The sequence below is a fragment of the Actinoplanes sp. CA-051413 genome (genome assembly GCF_050955795.1).
Classification (GTDB): Bacteria; Actinomycetota; Actinomycetes; order Mycobacteriales; family Micromonosporaceae; genus Actinoplanes.
On the sequence record NZ_CP192100.1, the window covers coordinates 4,542,471 to 4,556,808 of the forward strand.

Annotated in this window: 36 protein-coding genes; 16 read left to right on the forward strand and 20 right to left on the reverse strand. The window is 66.4% G+C overall.

Translation table 11 applies throughout. The features are described from left to right. Positions 1-22: 22 nt before the first annotated feature. From ACQP2Y_RS21040 to ACQP2Y_RS21095, 12 genes are all read right to left on the reverse strand, one after another. The gene (locus ACQP2Y_RS21040; protein WP_433730797.1) at positions 23-229 is read right to left on the reverse strand and encodes a hypothetical protein; all 207 of its coding nucleotides are present in this window, start codon (positions 227-229) and stop codon (positions 23-25) included. After that, positions 226-579, reverse strand: a complete 354-nt coding sequence (locus tag ACQP2Y_RS21045; protein WP_433730799.1) for a hypothetical protein — start codon at positions 577-579, stop codon at positions 226-228. Before ACQP2Y_RS21045 ends, ACQP2Y_RS21040 begins: the two co-directional genes overlap by 4 nt. 38 nt (positions 580-617) lie before the next feature. Continuing rightward, positions 618-851, reverse strand: coding sequence for a hypothetical protein (locus ACQP2Y_RS21050; protein WP_433730801.1), 234 nt, complete (start codon positions 849-851; stop codon positions 618-620). Beyond that, positions 848-1,243, reverse strand: coding sequence for a hypothetical protein (locus ACQP2Y_RS21055; RefSeq protein ID WP_433730803.1), 396 nt, complete (start codon positions 1,241-1,243; stop codon positions 848-850). The genes ACQP2Y_RS21050 and ACQP2Y_RS21055 overlap by 4 nt, the downstream gene beginning before the upstream one ends. A 175-nt stretch (positions 1,244-1,418) precedes the next feature. Further along, positions 1,419-1,682, reverse strand: coding sequence for a hypothetical protein (locus ACQP2Y_RS21060; protein WP_433730805.1), 264 nt, complete (start codon positions 1,680-1,682; stop codon positions 1,419-1,421). After that, complete coding sequence (locus ACQP2Y_RS21065; protein ID WP_433730807.1) at positions 1,682-1,825, reverse strand: hypothetical protein; 144 nt, start codon at positions 1,823-1,825, stop codon at positions 1,682-1,684. The genes ACQP2Y_RS21060 and ACQP2Y_RS21065 overlap by 1 nt, the downstream gene beginning before the upstream one ends. A 56-nt stretch (positions 1,826-1,881) precedes the next feature. Beyond that, complete coding sequence (locus tag ACQP2Y_RS21070) at positions 1,882-2,073, reverse strand: hypothetical protein (protein ID WP_433730809.1); 192 nt, start codon at positions 2,071-2,073, stop codon at positions 1,882-1,884. Next, a complete protein-coding gene (locus ACQP2Y_RS21075; protein ID WP_433730811.1) occupies positions 2,073-2,369 on the reverse strand; it encodes a hypothetical protein in 297 nt (98 codons plus the stop codon). Before ACQP2Y_RS21075 ends, ACQP2Y_RS21070 begins: the two co-directional genes overlap by 1 nt. Then, positions 2,369-2,683 (reverse strand): hypothetical protein, encoded by a 315-nt coding sequence (locus ACQP2Y_RS21080; protein WP_433730813.1) that lies wholly within the window; start codon positions 2,681-2,683, stop codon positions 2,369-2,371. Before ACQP2Y_RS21080 ends, ACQP2Y_RS21075 begins: the two co-directional genes overlap by 1 nt. A gap of 464 nt (positions 2,684-3,147) precedes the next feature. Next, positions 3,148-4,644 (reverse strand): YfjI family protein, encoded by a 1,497-nt coding sequence (locus ACQP2Y_RS21085; protein WP_433730815.1) that lies wholly within the window; start codon positions 4,642-4,644, stop codon positions 3,148-3,150. Further along, positions 4,641-5,012, reverse strand: a complete 372-nt coding sequence (locus ACQP2Y_RS21090; protein ID WP_433730817.1) for a hypothetical protein — start codon at positions 5,010-5,012, stop codon at positions 4,641-4,643. The genes ACQP2Y_RS21085 and ACQP2Y_RS21090 overlap by 4 nt, the downstream gene beginning before the upstream one ends. A gap of 98 nt (positions 5,013-5,110) precedes the next feature. Then, entirely contained in the window at positions 5,111-5,320 is a 210-nt protein-coding gene (locus ACQP2Y_RS21095) for a hypothetical protein (RefSeq protein ID WP_433730819.1), read from the reverse strand. Between the two features lie 257 nt (positions 5,321-5,577). Between ACQP2Y_RS21095 and ACQP2Y_RS21100 the strand changes: the two genes are divergently transcribed. From ACQP2Y_RS21100 to ACQP2Y_RS21170, 15 genes are all read left to right on the forward strand, one after another. Continuing rightward, positions 5,578-6,237 carry a hypothetical protein gene (locus ACQP2Y_RS21100; RefSeq protein ID WP_433730821.1) on the forward strand — a complete coding sequence of 220 codons (660 nt, stop codon included), beginning with the start codon at positions 5,578-5,580 and terminating at the stop codon, positions 6,235-6,237. Next, on the forward strand, positions 6,234-6,506 hold the full coding sequence (locus ACQP2Y_RS21105; RefSeq protein ID WP_433730823.1) for a hypothetical protein: 273 nt from the start codon (positions 6,234-6,236) through the stop codon (positions 6,504-6,506). Before ACQP2Y_RS21100 ends, ACQP2Y_RS21105 begins: the two co-directional genes overlap by 4 nt. Positions 6,507-6,579: 73 nt before the next feature. Beyond that, positions 6,580-6,804: a hypothetical protein gene (locus tag ACQP2Y_RS21110; RefSeq protein ID WP_433730825.1), complete on the forward strand. Its 225-nt coding sequence runs from the start codon at positions 6,580-6,582 to the stop codon at positions 6,802-6,804. After that, a complete protein-coding gene (locus tag ACQP2Y_RS21115) occupies positions 6,801-7,025 on the forward strand; it encodes a hypothetical protein (protein ID WP_433730827.1) in 225 nt (74 codons plus the stop codon). Before ACQP2Y_RS21110 ends, ACQP2Y_RS21115 begins: the two co-directional genes overlap by 4 nt. Then, on the forward strand, positions 7,022-7,222 hold the full coding sequence (locus tag ACQP2Y_RS21120; RefSeq protein WP_433730829.1) for a hypothetical protein: 201 nt from the start codon (positions 7,022-7,024) through the stop codon (positions 7,220-7,222). Before ACQP2Y_RS21115 ends, ACQP2Y_RS21120 begins: the two co-directional genes overlap by 4 nt. Then, positions 7,219-7,527 carry a hypothetical protein gene (locus tag ACQP2Y_RS21125; RefSeq protein WP_433730831.1) on the forward strand — a complete coding sequence of 103 codons (309 nt, stop codon included), beginning with the start codon at positions 7,219-7,221 and terminating at the stop codon, positions 7,525-7,527. The genes ACQP2Y_RS21120 and ACQP2Y_RS21125 overlap by 4 nt, the downstream gene beginning before the upstream one ends. After that, positions 7,524-7,808 (forward strand): hypothetical protein, encoded by a 285-nt coding sequence (locus tag ACQP2Y_RS21130; RefSeq protein WP_433730833.1) that lies wholly within the window; start codon positions 7,524-7,526, stop codon positions 7,806-7,808. Before ACQP2Y_RS21125 ends, ACQP2Y_RS21130 begins: the two co-directional genes overlap by 4 nt. Positions 7,809-7,929: 121 nt before the next feature. Then, on the forward strand, positions 7,930-8,103 hold the full coding sequence (locus ACQP2Y_RS21135; RefSeq protein ID WP_433730835.1) for a hypothetical protein: 174 nt from the start codon (positions 7,930-7,932) through the stop codon (positions 8,101-8,103). After that, a complete protein-coding gene (locus ACQP2Y_RS21140; RefSeq protein WP_433730837.1) occupies positions 8,103-8,402 on the forward strand; it encodes a hypothetical protein in 300 nt (99 codons plus the stop codon). The genes ACQP2Y_RS21135 and ACQP2Y_RS21140 overlap by 1 nt, the downstream gene beginning before the upstream one ends. A gap of 56 nt (positions 8,403-8,458) precedes the next feature. After that, the gene (locus tag ACQP2Y_RS21145; protein WP_433730839.1) at positions 8,459-8,719 is read left to right on the forward strand and encodes a hypothetical protein; all 261 of its coding nucleotides are present in this window, start codon (positions 8,459-8,461) and stop codon (positions 8,717-8,719) included. Then, on the forward strand, positions 8,716-8,922 hold the full coding sequence (locus tag ACQP2Y_RS21150; RefSeq protein ID WP_433730841.1) for a hypothetical protein: 207 nt from the start codon (positions 8,716-8,718) through the stop codon (positions 8,920-8,922). Before ACQP2Y_RS21145 ends, ACQP2Y_RS21150 begins: the two co-directional genes overlap by 4 nt. Further along, positions 8,919-9,185, forward strand: coding sequence for a hypothetical protein (locus ACQP2Y_RS21155; RefSeq protein ID WP_433730843.1), 267 nt, complete (start codon positions 8,919-8,921; stop codon positions 9,183-9,185). Before ACQP2Y_RS21150 ends, ACQP2Y_RS21155 begins: the two co-directional genes overlap by 4 nt. Continuing rightward, positions 9,182-9,418, forward strand: a complete 237-nt coding sequence (locus ACQP2Y_RS21160; protein WP_433730845.1) for a hypothetical protein — start codon at positions 9,182-9,184, stop codon at positions 9,416-9,418. Before ACQP2Y_RS21155 ends, ACQP2Y_RS21160 begins: the two co-directional genes overlap by 4 nt. Beyond that, a complete protein-coding gene (locus ACQP2Y_RS21165) occupies positions 9,415-9,711 on the forward strand; it encodes a hypothetical protein (RefSeq protein ID WP_433730847.1) in 297 nt (98 codons plus the stop codon). Before ACQP2Y_RS21160 ends, ACQP2Y_RS21165 begins: the two co-directional genes overlap by 4 nt. Next, entirely contained in the window at positions 9,708-10,583 is an 876-nt protein-coding gene (locus tag ACQP2Y_RS21170; protein WP_433730849.1) for an HNH endonuclease signature motif containing protein, read from the forward strand. Before ACQP2Y_RS21165 ends, ACQP2Y_RS21170 begins: the two co-directional genes overlap by 4 nt. On the opposite strand, the gene ACQP2Y_RS21175 is transcribed toward ACQP2Y_RS21170, so the two are convergent. Then, complete coding sequence (locus ACQP2Y_RS21175) at positions 10,580-10,795, reverse strand: hypothetical protein (RefSeq protein ID WP_433730851.1); 216 nt, start codon at positions 10,793-10,795, stop codon at positions 10,580-10,582. The two genes, ACQP2Y_RS21170 and ACQP2Y_RS21175, sit on opposite strands and share 4 nt — an antisense overlap. 422 nt (positions 10,796-11,217) lie before the next feature. Here ACQP2Y_RS21175 and ACQP2Y_RS21180 point away from each other — a divergent pair, with 422 nt between their 5' ends. Next, the gene (locus ACQP2Y_RS21180; protein WP_433730853.1) at positions 11,218-11,445 is read left to right on the forward strand and encodes a hypothetical protein; all 228 of its coding nucleotides are present in this window, start codon (positions 11,218-11,220) and stop codon (positions 11,443-11,445) included. Between the two features lie 4 nt (positions 11,446-11,449). Here the strand turns inward: ACQP2Y_RS21180 and ACQP2Y_RS21185 are convergent, their stop codons facing one another. The 7 genes from ACQP2Y_RS21185 to ACQP2Y_RS21215 form a co-directional block, all read right to left on the reverse strand. Continuing rightward, the gene (locus tag ACQP2Y_RS21185; RefSeq protein WP_433730855.1) at positions 11,450-11,662 is read right to left on the reverse strand and encodes a hypothetical protein; all 213 of its coding nucleotides are present in this window, start codon (positions 11,660-11,662) and stop codon (positions 11,450-11,452) included. A 140-nt stretch (positions 11,663-11,802) separates the two neighbouring features. Continuing rightward, positions 11,803-11,928, reverse strand: a complete 126-nt coding sequence (locus ACQP2Y_RS21190) for a hypothetical protein (RefSeq protein WP_433730857.1) — start codon at positions 11,926-11,928, stop codon at positions 11,803-11,805. An 809-nt stretch (positions 11,929-12,737) separates the two neighbouring features. Next, entirely contained in the window at positions 12,738-12,995 is a 258-nt protein-coding gene (locus ACQP2Y_RS21195) for a hypothetical protein (protein ID WP_433730859.1), read from the reverse strand. Beyond that, on the reverse strand, positions 12,995-13,231 hold the full coding sequence (locus ACQP2Y_RS21200) for a hypothetical protein (RefSeq protein ID WP_433730861.1): 237 nt from the start codon (positions 13,229-13,231) through the stop codon (positions 12,995-12,997). The genes ACQP2Y_RS21195 and ACQP2Y_RS21200 overlap by 1 nt, the downstream gene beginning before the upstream one ends. A gap of 313 nt (positions 13,232-13,544) precedes the next feature. Beyond that, complete coding sequence (locus ACQP2Y_RS21205; protein ID WP_433730863.1) at positions 13,545-13,817, reverse strand: hypothetical protein; 273 nt, start codon at positions 13,815-13,817, stop codon at positions 13,545-13,547. Then, positions 13,817-14,095 carry a hypothetical protein gene (locus tag ACQP2Y_RS21210; RefSeq protein ID WP_433730865.1) on the reverse strand — a complete coding sequence of 93 codons (279 nt, stop codon included), beginning with the start codon at positions 14,093-14,095 and terminating at the stop codon, positions 13,817-13,819. Before ACQP2Y_RS21210 ends, ACQP2Y_RS21205 begins: the two co-directional genes overlap by 1 nt. A gap of 2 nt (positions 14,096-14,097) precedes the next feature. Beyond that, positions 14,098-14,337 (reverse strand): hypothetical protein, encoded by a 240-nt coding sequence (locus ACQP2Y_RS21215; protein ID WP_433730867.1) that lies wholly within the window; start codon positions 14,335-14,337, stop codon positions 14,098-14,100. Position 14,338: the final 1 nt, after the last annotated feature.

A 14,338-nucleotide genomic window follows, 5' to 3' on the forward strand; every position in this document is an offset into this window, starting at 1 on the left:
AGCTGTTGGCGGAGGGGAGGAGTCAGGCGGTGTCGTTGCGACATTGCGGGCAGTGATCAGTCATCGGCTCGCCAGGTTCATTGGTCCAAGACCAGCCCTGTACGGCCAGATGGCTGCGCAGCCCACCGACGTCCGGGTAGGTGCTGAACTCGACGGCGCCGACGAGGCAGGGGACACCTTGGAGGGGCCCGTCGCAGCGGATCACGGTGACGTTCTCGAACGCGGTCATCGGGCCACCTCGCCGACGTCAACACGCAACACGCCCTTGTCCATGTAGGCAGGCAAGCGGCGGGGTTCACTGAAGGCCAGCCCGTAATGCCGGAGGAACTCTTCGGCGTTGACACGTGCCCCGCCCTCGGGGAGGAAGTCGACATCGAAAGCGTCAGGGCTCTGGTCGGGGTGAACTGAGCGCAGGGCGATGGCGGGTACTTCCGGGTCAAACTGGAGTTCCACCGCGTGGGGTGTGCGCAGGGCTCTGATGCTGGCTTCGTTCAGGCGCAGGGTGTCGCCGTCCCCGACGGTGATTTCGGGGCGGTCGGATTCCGGTGCGGGGCGGCGGAACGTTTCGAAGCCGGTCATGTGGGTCTCCTGTCGTGAAGGTCGAAGGGCCGAGAAGGTCAGACGCGGTTGCGAATGAACGCGCGGAGTCCATCGGCGGTCGCGCCCAGATTGGGCTGGTCGTGCCGGGTGCTGATCTCGCAGGCGATTACGTGGAGCAGGCCCGGGTCGGTGATGTCGTCGAGGAACGCCGACGTGGTGTCGCGGCTGGCCGGGTCGCGGAGACCTGCAACAACGTGGTTGATCCCGGCGGAGGACAGACTGGTGTCGGCGGGCGGGGTCCAGGCGGTCATGAGGCCACCGCCTCAGCCGGGCTGTCGGCCATCACGAGGATGACGGTGCTGCCGTCTGCCTCAACGGTGACGGGATACGTCCCGGAGCCGAGGTGTCGCTCCTCGGCGAACTCCTCCGCTGCCGCCTCCCCGTGGTTCTGCGCGTAGCAGTCACCGGACCGGACCGCCCAGTAGCCGGTGGGTGTGTCCTCGTCGAAGTAGCGGTGCTGCTCGCCGTGGGCCGTCGCATCAGTCGAGTCGTCGTCGGTAGCGCGGGCCGAGCAGACGGTGCGCTTGCATTCGACCCACTCGGCGCAGGTCTCAGTAACGCCGGGGCAGGTGATGTCAGCTGCGGGGCCGTACTCGTCGTCAGCGTCGCGGGTCACGGTGAGGATGTGGTGATCGATGGTCATGGTGGATCTCCTTCAGTCACAGGTCGCCGGGGTAGGCGCTGATGTCGGGCGGGTTGCGGAACGGGACATGCTTGCCGGCCAACTCCTGTCGGCGGTACTTCTCGTAGAGGGGTTGAGCATCCTCAACGACCCGGTCAGCGGAGGAGCGGACCTGACCGGAGAACAGACGGGCTGGTCAGCGCAGTCGGCTGCGGTAGCCGATGCGTTCGCACTTGAGACAGCCGTCGGACATGGAGATCAGGTGCGGGCAGCACGGCGACAGGAGGCCGGCGGAAACCACGACGGCGGACTCCGGGTCGGACTCGAACGCAACCCACGCGGACAACCCTGACGGGTCCTCCTGGTCGGCGCCTCGGTAGCGGCCGTACTCACGGCGGGTGCGGTGGTAGACGACATCGTCCGACAGGAGATCGGAGCGGGGTTGGGTGAAGTCGGCCATCAGGCCACCCCCGGCTGCTGCTCGCGGGAGAACACGACCGAGCCGTGGATGCGGCGCAGGACTCCGACGAACTCGGGAGAACCGCCGGCCAGGATCCGAACGACAGACGCCGCGTCGCGGCGGTCCATGGAAGTCGCGTACACGCCGGGAGTGTCGAGGAGGCCAGCACCGCGCAGCGCTTCTGCGGTGCTGCTGGTCGTCACCCGGAACTCGGGGTCGCTGAGCGCACGAACAGGCGGCGGGATTCCAGGAGGGCGTGCGCGGATGCCTTGTTCCGATCGGCGGCGATGATGTCGACCTGGCGAATCCAGGAGGACAGGCCGAGGGCGGCGATGACCTCTCGGCGGGGCATCCCGTTGATGCCGAGGGTGTAGGCCTTGAGGGTTGCCATCAGGCCGTGTCTCCCAAGATCCGACGCGCATGCTGCACTCGGGAGTCGGCGGCGAAGTAGGTGTCGGGCATCGCCTGCTCGGCAATCTCCAGCAGGCCCTTGGCCAGCGCGGCGACGTCGGCGCGCAACTGACGAATCTCGGACTCGACCTCGGCGTACTGGACGGCAACGTCGACGGGCTGGTCGCCGTAGACGTAGATCTCGGTGCCGATGTCGTCGAGGGGCGTCCACTCACCGGCAGTGAGGGTCATCGTGTCGCCGAGCTGTGCCGGACTCGGCTCAAGGCTGTCGTCCATCAGGCCACCGCCGTCCGGGCGTACGTGCCGAACAGGGCCAGCATGTCCGCGAGGGCGTGGCTGGAGATGAACGCAGCGCGGTTCTTGGCGGCATTGCGGATGGTCTTGCTGCGGGCGACCTCGAACTCTCCACCGTCGCCCCGCAGCACGCGAGTGCCGTCGGTGAAGGTGATCAGCCGCTCGGCCCACGGGGTGGGCTTGGTGACCGTGGCGACCTCGCGGAAGGCGTGGAGCGGGGTGCCGGCGAGGGAGCCGGGGCCGCGGACGACCATGCCGGGCTTGAGCTGGGTGGTGGTGCGGGTCTTGGTACGCATCATGTCCTCCTAGAGCCGCCTGCTGTAGCTATCACTGTAGCTACAGCAAGAGATCAAATCCAGTGCAGGCGAGCAGGTGCACCCAGACGTGGCACGGACTTCTCTCGCAGTTCTCTCGCAAGTTCTTTCGCAGCGACGAGGAGCTGGGTCCGTGGTCCTGGCCTGCGGGTTCCCTTGCGGCGAGGGACTTCTTTCGCTTCTTTCGCTTCCCTCGCATGGTGAGCCGCGACGGTGCGACCCCGGTTGGCCCTGGAGTGGTCCTGGCCTGCGCATATATAAGTAGATAGATATTTACTAAATAGGGCTATTCGTGGAGAGAACCCCTGATCCACGGGCTGACCTGCGCGAAAGAAGCGAAAGAAGCGAAAGAAGTCGCCCCGGCCGAACGTTTCCGCAGGCCAGGGCGACTATTGGTATGTGGATCTCCGTGCGAGAGAACTGCGAGAGAACTGCGAGAGAAGTCCTCAGGCGGCCCGGCGCCGCACGATGACCGGCGGCCGGCCCTTCTCCGACTCACCCTTCGCCAGCTCCCACTTGCCCGTACCGACGAGCTCCTTCAGGTAGGCGGTGATCTGACTCTGGCCGGCGTGACCGTGGAACACGTTCGCCACCAGCTCCGAGCGGGCAGCGAACCGCAGCGGCTTGTTGTCGACGTACTCGGCGATCCGGTCGGCCCCCTCCGAAAGGCCGACGACATTCCCGGCGTGGAGGAAATGCTCGGTGTACCAGCGGGACAGGCAGATCGCGCTGTCCATCGTCTCCTCCGATGCCCGCTCGTCGGTGGTGAACCCGGCCCCGAGGTGCAGGGCAGCGGCGATCCGCAGGGTGCGGGCGGCTTCCTTCATCGCCCACGACTTCACGTCCCGCAGGTCGCCGCCGTGCCGCACCCGCCGTTCGAGTTCCTCGGCGTACTCGACGTGCAGCTTGAACGCCTCACGGGTCAGGTCGATCGTCGCCGCATCGTCCTCGTCTTCCAGGTCGGCGATGATGTCGTACTGGGCGATCGACTTCAGCAGGTCCGACCACCAGCGGCGGTAGGCACGCCCGTGGTCCACCTCCGGCACGTCATCCACGAAGGTCGCCGGCCGATTGGTCCGCTCGCCGATGAGGTCGCCGGGCACGCACACGATGAACCGGTTGATGAAGCCGAGCTCGTTCATCGTGTGGTTGTTCTTCATCGCCGCAATGATCGACGGTTGCGGGCTCAGAACCAGGGACAGCGCCGCCCGCTTGATCGGCTTCGTGGCTCGGTTGATGCGGCGAGGCTTGTAATAGCGGCAGTCGTAGGCGGTCAGGACCAAGCCGAGGTTGCCGGTCTGACCCGAGTACTGCCCGGACAGGTTCCGCAGGAAGGTGCCCTCGTCGTCGATGACAGGCCCGGAGCCGCCGTTGTCTGCCATGGCCGAGCCGAGCGCTTCCACGGTGAGGTCGCCGTCATAGACGAGTTCCGGGTTCGGCGGCGGATGCTTGGACATCTCCTCCGCTTCGGCTTCAATGCGTTTCGCCCGCTCGCGGAGGATCTCCTTCTCGTCGACGTGAGTGCCCGGCTGGTTCGCCAGCTTGCGCTTGTCCTCGACTTCCTGCCGCATCCGGGCGAGTTGGGCGGCGACCTTGTCCTGGTGCTTTTCGATGAGGTCGTACTCGGCGGCCTGCACACCCCGGCGTAACTCCTCGAACACAGGGGACTTGCCGGCGGACGAGTCCAGGGCGCAGGCGATGTACAGGTTGGTGGGCTGAATCCAGTCCCGGTCGCGGCGGATGAGTACCCGCGGTGCGGCGACCGAGCTGATGATGCCGAGCATCACGAGCGCGGGCAGGTCCACAGGGACCTGCTTGCGGACCGCGAGGTCGCAGGCGTACTCCCGCATCCGCTGGGGGAGCGCGTTGAACGGCAGGCGTCGTGCGTAGCCGTGCCCGGCCTTGAACGGGGTGGCTCCGGCGCCGAGGTGTGGGGTGGTCATGCGGCCACCCGGTCGACGCTGCGCTGGGTGCGGCGCAGCCACCCGCAGGCCGACCCCGCGGGCATCCCGGTCACCCAGTCGACAGGCCCACCGCGGTAGTCGTAACCGGCGGGCAGGCCGCGCTGCTGGTACTGCCGCCGCGCGCACGCTTTCATTCGAGCGGTGTCGGCGGCGATCCGCTGAGCACGCAACCTGGCGTGCAGCTCAGGGTCGTTCCACTGGTCGCGTCCAGCCTGCGACAGTGCCACCAGTAGGCCGTGCTCGTACGCCGCGAGGGCGACCTCAAGCAGCTGCGCGGGGGTGTAACTTTGCGTTTCGTCGGTCAGGCGGCCTGCGGGCACGCTGACGCTGACGGTAGCCTCCGTCATGGGTTCCTGATCCTTCTGTCGTCTTAGCCGGCGCGTGAAGTTCTGGAATCAAGGCCTCGGGCTCGGTGGTAGGACACCGGCCTGGGGCCGTCTTTTTGTTATGCGGATGCGGCTGGTGGCGTGTCGGGCCGCTTCGGCAGCTTTGCGCCAGGGTGGCGCGCCATCCAGCGCATGAACTCAAGGATCAGAGCGGTGCGGTTGCTGCCGAGCTGCTTCGCCACGTTGCCGAACTCAGCCCACAGGTCCAGTGGGACCCGGATCGGGCGAGTGGGCGTGTTGTTGCTCGTTTCAGCCGGTGTAGTGGTCATTTCACCTCCTTCCGCGTCGTCTGTCTGTAGCTACAGTACATGACCAAGCGCAGATACGGCGATAGCTACACGCGGCGCGTAATCAGTCAGGGTGAATGGCTTGCCTGTAGCTATTGCTGTAGCTACAGTTGGAGCTACGCAGGACAGCAAAACGGCCCGCCCGGTGCGTCAACACCGAACGGGCCTACGGCAACACGGAGCGCGTTAACGCTCCGGTACCTGAACCGACTGCCTGACTCGACCAGGAGCCGATCTACATGAAGCTTATGACTCAGCCCGGCGACACCCTCACCGAGGGCTTCGGCCCCGACCTCGCCACCCCGGCCCTGTTGGTGACCATGACCCGCGAGCACAACGGCATCGCCTTCCAGGTGTCGAACGGCGCCGGCCCGATCAACGAGCTGTGCAAGCCGTTCACGAACCGGGAGCACGCCATCGGCTACTACCGCCTTCTGCGCGATGCCGCGATGGCGGGCAAGCGCATCCACCAGATCGTTGCTGAGGCTGCCGCCCTGGTCGAGATGATGGACATCGACACCGCCCGGACCGAGCAGGAGATCGCTGAGGCAATCAACGCCGAGGTGGACGCGCACCACGCGCAGGTCGTCGCCACCCATAACCAGGTCGTGGAGACGGTGGCTGAGGTCATGGCCGGCACCGCACAGACCGGCGGCTGGTACGGGGCCCGCAAGGCCGCCCAGCAGACCGCAGCCCCCGCCAGCGACGCCATGGTGCGGATCCTCGCCCAGGCCGAACGCGACGACGGCCGCATCATCCGCTCCCGCGAAGCCACCTCCTCGCAGCTGGTCGCGCTTCACAGGCGCGGGCTGGTGGAGCTCACCTACCAGTGGCGCGGCAACCAGCGGGTCATCGCCGGCGCGACGCTGGTCCGGAACCTGAGCGAGGTAGCGGCGTGAGCAACGTCAAGGTCGAGACCGCCTGCCTCGTCGAGTCCGACGGCTACCACGCCCACGAGTACAGGATCTGCTTCGGCATCTGGTACCACGCCAGCATCACCGAGCACCTGCACTCCTGGAACGCTGAACACCAGGCGAACTGGCCCGATTCCAAGCTGGTCGACGCATGGCGAGGACAGCAGTTCCTCTCGGCCCACGACGCACTCGCCGATGCATGGGCCGAGTACGGCGACGGCGACATTCCGGCCGTGAACTGCAAACTTCCCTGACTTTCTTCCCGGGCCGCCGTCCTCCTGCCCTTGGGCGGCGGCCCACTCCCGCAGACTTCGAAAGCGAGACACCATGACCCAGCTCCCCGACACCATCCGGACCACCGTCAACGGTCAGGCGTGGCGGTTCAACCCCACCCGCGTCAACCCGGCCCTCACCAACGCCGCCATGCCGTTGACCTGCGGTCACAGGTTCGTCCCGGGCGACATCATCTGGATGGGCCGCCCGTCCGACGAAACCGCCCCCGCTGATACGAAGGCTGTGTGCAGCCGCTGCGTCGAGCAGGCGACGGCGTGAACCTGCTCATCGACCCGGAGCTGCTCAACGCCGACGCGAACACCCACGACCGGCCGAACGCCTACATCAACCGGCATGCCTTCATCCGGGCTGCGTTCGGCTACTACTCCGCCGACCCGCTGACGGGACCGCGGTGCGGTCGCTGCAACGACCTGCTCCACGTGCACCTGTGGCAGCTGGTCGACGACGGCGACGTCATCGACTGCGGGAGGCGCCAGTGATCCGCCGTGCCCGCCGGCAGTGGCAGCAGATCGACGCCAACACCCCGCCGCACACTGAGGTCCGCACCCCGTACTCGACGGAGCTCGCGACCTTCTTCGGCCTGGTCAACGGGCAGGCGCAGGTCCGCTACGAAACCGACCGGCCCGGCGTGTTCGACCTCATCGACCCGGCGATGGTGTTGGAGGAAAATCGATGACCGGCCTTCAGTCCATGCCCTACGACGAGCTGCACACCCGCTGGGCGGCCCTCGCGGCGTACGTGAGCGACATCCACCAGCCGCAGTACAACCTCGGCGCGGATTGCTGGAAACTCGCGGAACGAGCCTTCTGGCCGATGAACGACCGCGAGCAGTTGAGCACCGAGGACCGCATCCTGTTCAACGCCCTCGGCGCCATGCTGGAGCAGTTCGACTACCAGGACATGAGCGACGACGATTGGGCTGTCGCTGAGCGGATGCTCGCCGAGTACACGGCCGCGGTGGACGCGAGGGCTGGCGCGTGAGCTTCTCGGAGATCGCGTACCTGCTCGGAACCGCCCAAGACTCCCTCGCCGCAGCCAAGCTCGTGTCTGGTGGGACCGCGGCCCGGCTCCGCAAAGACGCACGGCTGCTCCTCGACCAAGCCGGCACCCTCGCTCAGGCCCAGCCCGAGCTGCTCCATCCGGTTCACGGCTTGGGCGTGATCGTCGGCGTCACCCGCGACTGCCAGCTGCTGGTCACGTTCGGCCGGGACCCGTTCACCGAGCAGTACAGCATCGACGAGGCCAAGCAGTGGGCGCTGTGAGACGCGTTGCTCGCCGGCTCGGGCTGCGACGCCGGCTCTGCTACGTCACCTGGCTTGGTGATAGCCCGAACCCGTTCTGTCCGTTCGACTGGGAACCCGACCCGCGAGGAGAGCTGCGTTGATGAAGACCTACGACGATTACTTCCCGTCCTGCGCACCCTGCGGGAACGACTACTACGACGACGAACCCGCCGAGCCTGATCCGACGCCCGCTCAGCTCGCCGCCGAGGGGCAGGCTGCCGTGCTCCGCATCCACGCCCTCGCCGCCGAGTCGCTGACCACCGAGGAGTCCTGATGGCCGACATCGACGCCATGACCCAGGCCTGGGGGTCAACCCGCCGCCGGACGACTGAGGTCGTGGACAAGAAGGTCAAGCTGACCGACGCTCCCGAGATCAGCATCGGCAGGAAGGCGGTCACTCCAGCCTCGATCACGTTCAGGTTCACCCGCATCGACGGCGGGACGTGGGACGCGGACGTCCTGGTCTATGCCGATCTGCCTGGAAGCCTGATCCGGACGTACTTCCGCCCCGCCGATTACGCGCTGCCGCAGTGGCTCACCGAGCTGATCGACAGCGCCACCCCCACTGACTAATTTGTCCGCCGGCCGGGTGGGGTCGCCACCCGGCCTGACCACTGAGGAGAACCGCAATGCCTGAAACCCGCACCGAATGGGCCGCTGCCCTCAACGGCTACGACGGCGGAGTGAAGTACCAGTCCGGGGACCGCGAGTACGCGGAACTGGTCGCGGATAGTGTCGCCACCCACCTGGCGTCCCTGAGCGAGGCGACTCGCGAGCTCGGCAAGGTCCGATCGGTGGACCTCGTGTCGCGGCTTGTGACCGTCGAGGACGACGGCACGCAGATCATCCGGCCCTGGCAGGTCGAGCGCGAAGGTCGGGTTGTCCAGTGACCACCCCCGTGAACCCACCCAGGCGTGCCGACGAGCTCGAACCCGGCTGGACCGTGGCGGTGTCAGGCACCAGCACCCTGACCGTCGCAGCGACCCGGCGAGAGGAGAACGGCGACATCGACATCCGCTGGGAAGGCTCCACGCTGTGGGCGACCGTGCCCGCAGGCCGGGAGTTCACCGTGATCGAGGAGGAAGTGCCGTGATCAACCCCATCACTTGGATAGCCGACCGGCTCGCCGCTCACATCACCGACTACCCCCGGGTCACCGCCACCCGCGACTGCGAAGGCTGCGGCGCCCAGAAAGGCAACCAGCATCGACTCGCAGGCTGCGAAGGCAACGAGCGGGACGTCAGGCGCGGGTACCTCGTCAACTACCCGGGCGAGAAGCTATCGGACGCCGAAGTCGACCGCCGGCAGGCCGAGGCTCTGGAACAGCACCGTCGGAACATGAAGGGGGAGGCGTGACGACACCCAGCCGCTGCTGCGACCAGGCCGGTATCGGCGGTCACGACAGCACCGAACACCCGCTGTGGCGGGTCACGTATGCCCTGCCGGCTGAGCCGAGGGTCATCGGCGTGGTTCGAGCCGAGACTGGCCTGGCCGCGATCGAGCGGATCAACGAGGACGAAGTCCGCCTCGGTCGGGGTCCGATCATCCGGGAAGCCACCGACGTTGAACGAGTCTGGGAGGCGGCGTGAAGTACCGGGGCTTCATGCTGTTCGCCGACGGCCGGATCGAAGAGGTCGACGCCGGCGGCGACACCTTCGACTACCCGCCCGAGCCAGGGCTCTACGGTGACCTTCTCCAGGCCGGCTACCCCCTGCACGGCGACCAGGAGATCGGCCGCTGGGACGGCATCATCGACCTACGCGTCGAGAACGACCGAGTCATCGTGCACACCAGCGGGGCGCCGCCCCGGGAGCACGACATGGGGGACGCCGGAGCCCAGTTCCTCTCCTGGTACCACCAGAACGCGGAAGGGCCGTTGTGACCGCCCCGCTGACTGCCGCCCAGGCGAACGCCGTCTACGACCTGCTCGTCCAGCACGCCGGCGCCAGCGAAGACGGCCGCGACGACTTCGTGTCAACGCAGACCAAGGGATATGTCCGCGAGTGCCCGCTTGGAGGTGCGCTATCGGCCTTCCAAGTCATTCTTCATCGGTTTGATGGCTGGCCATACGTAACGGCTGGGCGTGAACACACGAGGACGTCAAGCAAGCTGCGACAGCAACTTGAGGACGCCAATGAGGCGTTGCGATCGGTTCTGCAACGAAAGAATGAAGTGCGCCGTGATGCAGCGACTTCTAGCGATCTTGCGGTGGCGCGCTTCTTTTCGCAGGTTGATGCTGATGGACCTTGCTGGGAGTGGACAGGGCGAACCAAGCCCAGCGGGTACGGCGTGTTCAGGATCAACCCCATGGGTGGGGACCGGCTGGCGCACCGTACTTCGTACGAGATGCTCGTTGGCCCCATCCCGGATGGCCTGGAACTCGATCATCTCTGTCGAGTGCGACGCTGTGTGAACCCTGATCATCTAGAGCCGGTTACCCACCAAGAAAACGTCAGAAGAAGCGCCGCGCCGGCAGCGCTGAACGCCCGGAAGAGAAGGTGCCTGAAGGGCCACGAGTTCGACCGTGTGATCACGCTTGGTAGCGGCAAGCGTGTGCGGAAATGCAGCCAGTGCGTGCGGGAGATCCGCGACTACCCGACAAGGTCAACCCCTCTGACGGCTGAGGACAAAGCTGCGATCTGTGCGAAATATGCCGCAGGCGGGGTCACGCAGATCGAGCTCGGGCGCCAGTACCTGATTCACCAGTCTCAAATCAGCAGGATCTTGAGAATGGGGCTCGCTGAAGCGCCTTAGCGTGGGCTTCTCTGCCGGCATACAAGCTTTCGCAATTGGTCGCCGTCAGTCAGAATCAGGCCATGAGCAGCGAGATCGCCGAGGCGGTAGCGTCCATCATCACTGAGCGCGGTGTAGCTGACCGCGCGGAATGGCAGCGCCGCCGTGACGCGAAAGCCGCCGACCGTGCCGCCCGGAAACGAGCCCGTGACGCCGGGCTGCTCAGGCGCCACGCCACCAAGCTGGCCCGCCTACGAACCGCCCCGGACCCGATCCGATAGGCTCACCGGCGCAGAGTCCACGGGAATGGCTGTGCACGCGGGGAAACAATGATCGGGCTCGTGCCCTGGCAGAGGATGCCAGCACGAGCCCGATCTGTATGTTGGCTGCTGAACCACGGGGGCGCCCAGCAACCGGCACGCATCATCACCCGCTAATTGCTCCCTGGCAAGGACTTTCCGTCGGATGTGGCGGTCAGCGCAACACCGCGAAAAGGACGACACCCGACAGCATCCCGATCGTTACCGCCAGACCCGTCCAGAACGCCTCACCGGACTCGTCTTTGCGGCGTCGGCCAACCATTCCCTCATGGTCCGCTCTGATCGTTGCTGGACAGCAACTGACGCGCCGAGTGGGCCAGTCGTACCCTGCGCTGATGAGCACGCGCACACCGCGGCAGCGGGCCTGGGACGAAGCCCAGACGATGCGTGTCCGCGGGCAGCGCAACGACCACTGTGTCCTCGTCGGCGACCACCAACCGCACGTCCTACGGATCCGCCGCGGTGGGCCGGGACGGCTCTACCGGGACGCCCCGTGCGGCGGTCGTGGCACACCGGTGGACAAGGAAGACGACCGCAGCCGGTGGGACCAGCCCGGCACCTGACGTCTCAGCCCGCGCCGAGCTCACCCTCCTGGACCGGCTCGAGCGTGGCCATCGCATCACCGAGGATCCGCTGCACCGTCGCCAACGGCACCCGGTCGGCGACCTGGGTCGTGGCGTGGATGACCCGATACCAGCGCTGCCCTGGGCCGTACCTGACGACTTGGACACGCCAATATCCGTCCGGGGTGCGCAGCTCACTCTCGACGACCGGGTCCATGATCGGACCGTACCTGCAGGTCAACGCGGTATCCATGCCCGCAGCGAACTACACCAGTGGTATTCGGACCCGCAGGTCTGCCGGTCCAGTTGACATCTTGACGACTGGACCGGCAGACCTGCTAGGTTTTGTCTAGCTGGCTATAACATCACCAGCAGCCAGAGCACCCCGAACAGGGTGACGAGCATTGCGAGGCGAGCGGTCCGTTCATTGCTTCCGAGGGCGTAGCGGACCGTCTTGCCGGCTTCCTCAAACGCAGCATCCATGGGCTTCCTCCTTCCTTCCGTCAGGACTGTCGAGAGCCTAGAGCGCTGCGGACGTCGATGCACGCGCGTGCCGGTGCCCGAATCCTGATCTGTGACCTGCTTTACAGATCAGCGAAGTCTGTGCTCATGGCATGACGGTTCGCGCGCTCCATCAACGACACTTGGTCGGTGGACCAGCGCTCGTTGCTGTCAGTCACGATACTGATCGCCGGTATAGCACACCAAGCCCGCGGCGGAGAGTTGGCAGATCTTGGTCCTGAGCTGCGACAACGCCGGTTTCTTAGGAGAAACCAGCAGCCCGGCTAGATCGACAGCCGTGCTATAGCACGACACAGCGTTAAACGCCGCCTCTTCCGAAGCGATCAGTCTCGCTTGACACGCTAGGAAGGGTTGACGCCCGGTCCGGGAGCACCTCGATGTACAGGAAACGGTGCTAGGCGGTTCCGCTGGAGACGAGGAAAACCCCCGCAGCCTGCACAGGCAATACGGGGGCTGCTGACTCCATCAAGGTCAAGGCACGGCGGGCCTGCACGACATGCGGACGATCTCACCGCGGCCACGTTCGACGTCGGATCGGAAACCGTCCGGGGACTGAATGCGGAAGAAGCCCTCGTGAGACTGGACCATTACCGGCCTGGCAGCGTCAGCAGGCAGCCAACCCCAGTAGGCGCCGTCTGGGTCCTCGACCAGCACGACAGGGGTCGGCTCCTGCCCACGGAACCGGACGTACCGTTCGTCGCCGAAGCCGTGGAACTCCCGGCCGCCGATAGCACGGCTCGGGCGTCCGGCGAACATCCGCCACGAGCGGGTCACCGCTGAACCTCCTGCCCTGCGGAAGCCAACGCCTGCACGCCGGCGTCGGTCAGCCACAACAACCCCGGCTCCGCCACCTCCGACGGCCCGCACACCAACGCGTCAAGCCACAGGCCCGACATCGCCGTACGCAACACACCACCAAGGAACCGACCATCAACCATGAACCCCCGGGCACTGACCGTCGCCCGCCGTTCGGCGACGTAACGCAGACAGATCAGATGCGACGGACGCAGGAACGAACGCGGGCACATCAGGCCACCTCCCTGGTCAGCGCCTGCCGGCCCTTGTCGGTCAGCTCCAGCACTGCCGGCGCATCCCGGCCGCGGATGTCCGCGTCGATGTAGTCCTCCATCCACAGTTGGTCCAGCCGGTCCCGGGCTACGCCGTCAACCGGGAGATCGTCGAACTCGAACCCGGCCGACGACAGGAACAACTCGCCACGGCCGACAGCGCGGAGGTCCTTGAAGTGGAACGACGACAGCCTCATGCCGCGTCCCCGCCCGACAGCCGCCGGGCGGGCTCAACCATCTCTGGCTGTCCGCCCCAATGCACTGGGCATGCGTTGTAGTGCCAGTCCCGGCAAACGCCACAGGGGGGAATCATTGGCAGCGCCGGCCGTGATGGGATGAACATGATGTGGGCGCCCTCGTCGAGAAGGCGATTCATCGCGCCGTCGCTGATGTGCGCGCCGTCGCTCTTGCGGGTCCACGGTTCCTGATGACCGGGGCGATCCTTCAGCCACTCGGCGTGGACCCCAGAGACCTCTGAGCCAGCAGGCAGGTCCTTCGCTGTCTTTACGGTCACCACTGCACTCCGTTCTGTTCGTTGTAGGCCCGGCCGACCTCGGTGAACTGGCAGCCCACCTGCACCGCCGCACCCTTAACCGCCCCGTCAACGGTGAAGGCGGTACGCCCGCATTGGCCGCACTCGTAGTGGCGCTCCCGAGCCGGGTCTGATCCACAGTTGCAGGCCCGCATGCGATGCCCGAACACGTCATCAGCCAGCCGGCGCGGCTCGTCAGCCCACGCGTCGTCGTTCAGCAGCTCGAGCGGATGCTGGTCACCGACAGGCATCAGGCCACCTCGCCCGAGCCCAGCGAGATCGGCAACTGGCCGCCGCCCCGCAACTCCTCCGCAGCGGCCTGCGCGTCGTCCGCCCCGACCTCCGCGGCCAACGCAGCAACCGCGTCCGCGACATACCGTCCGACCAGACCCCGCAGCTCCGGATCCGGGATCGTCACCCAGCGGCCGTTTTCGACGACCCCGTGCATCGTCTCGACCAGGTCGGTGAGGTGTCGCTTGAGCGTCGCCAACTCGGCCTCGACGTCGAGGGGTCGCTGATCGCAGGCCATGGTCAGATCTCCTGGTCGAGGCGGAAGTGCTTCACCAGCGCGTCAGCGAGGTCCGCCGGGCTGTACATGTCCACGCCGGTCAGCCACTCGACGACGAACTTCTGCACCTCGCCGGCGTACAGGTCCTCGAACTGCGGTGCGAGCCGCTGCCCCAGCACCGCACCGAAGGTGTCGAGGTCGAGGGTGCCGTCGGGGTCGACCTCACGGATCAGGTCAACGACAGAGTCACGGATGTCAGTCATG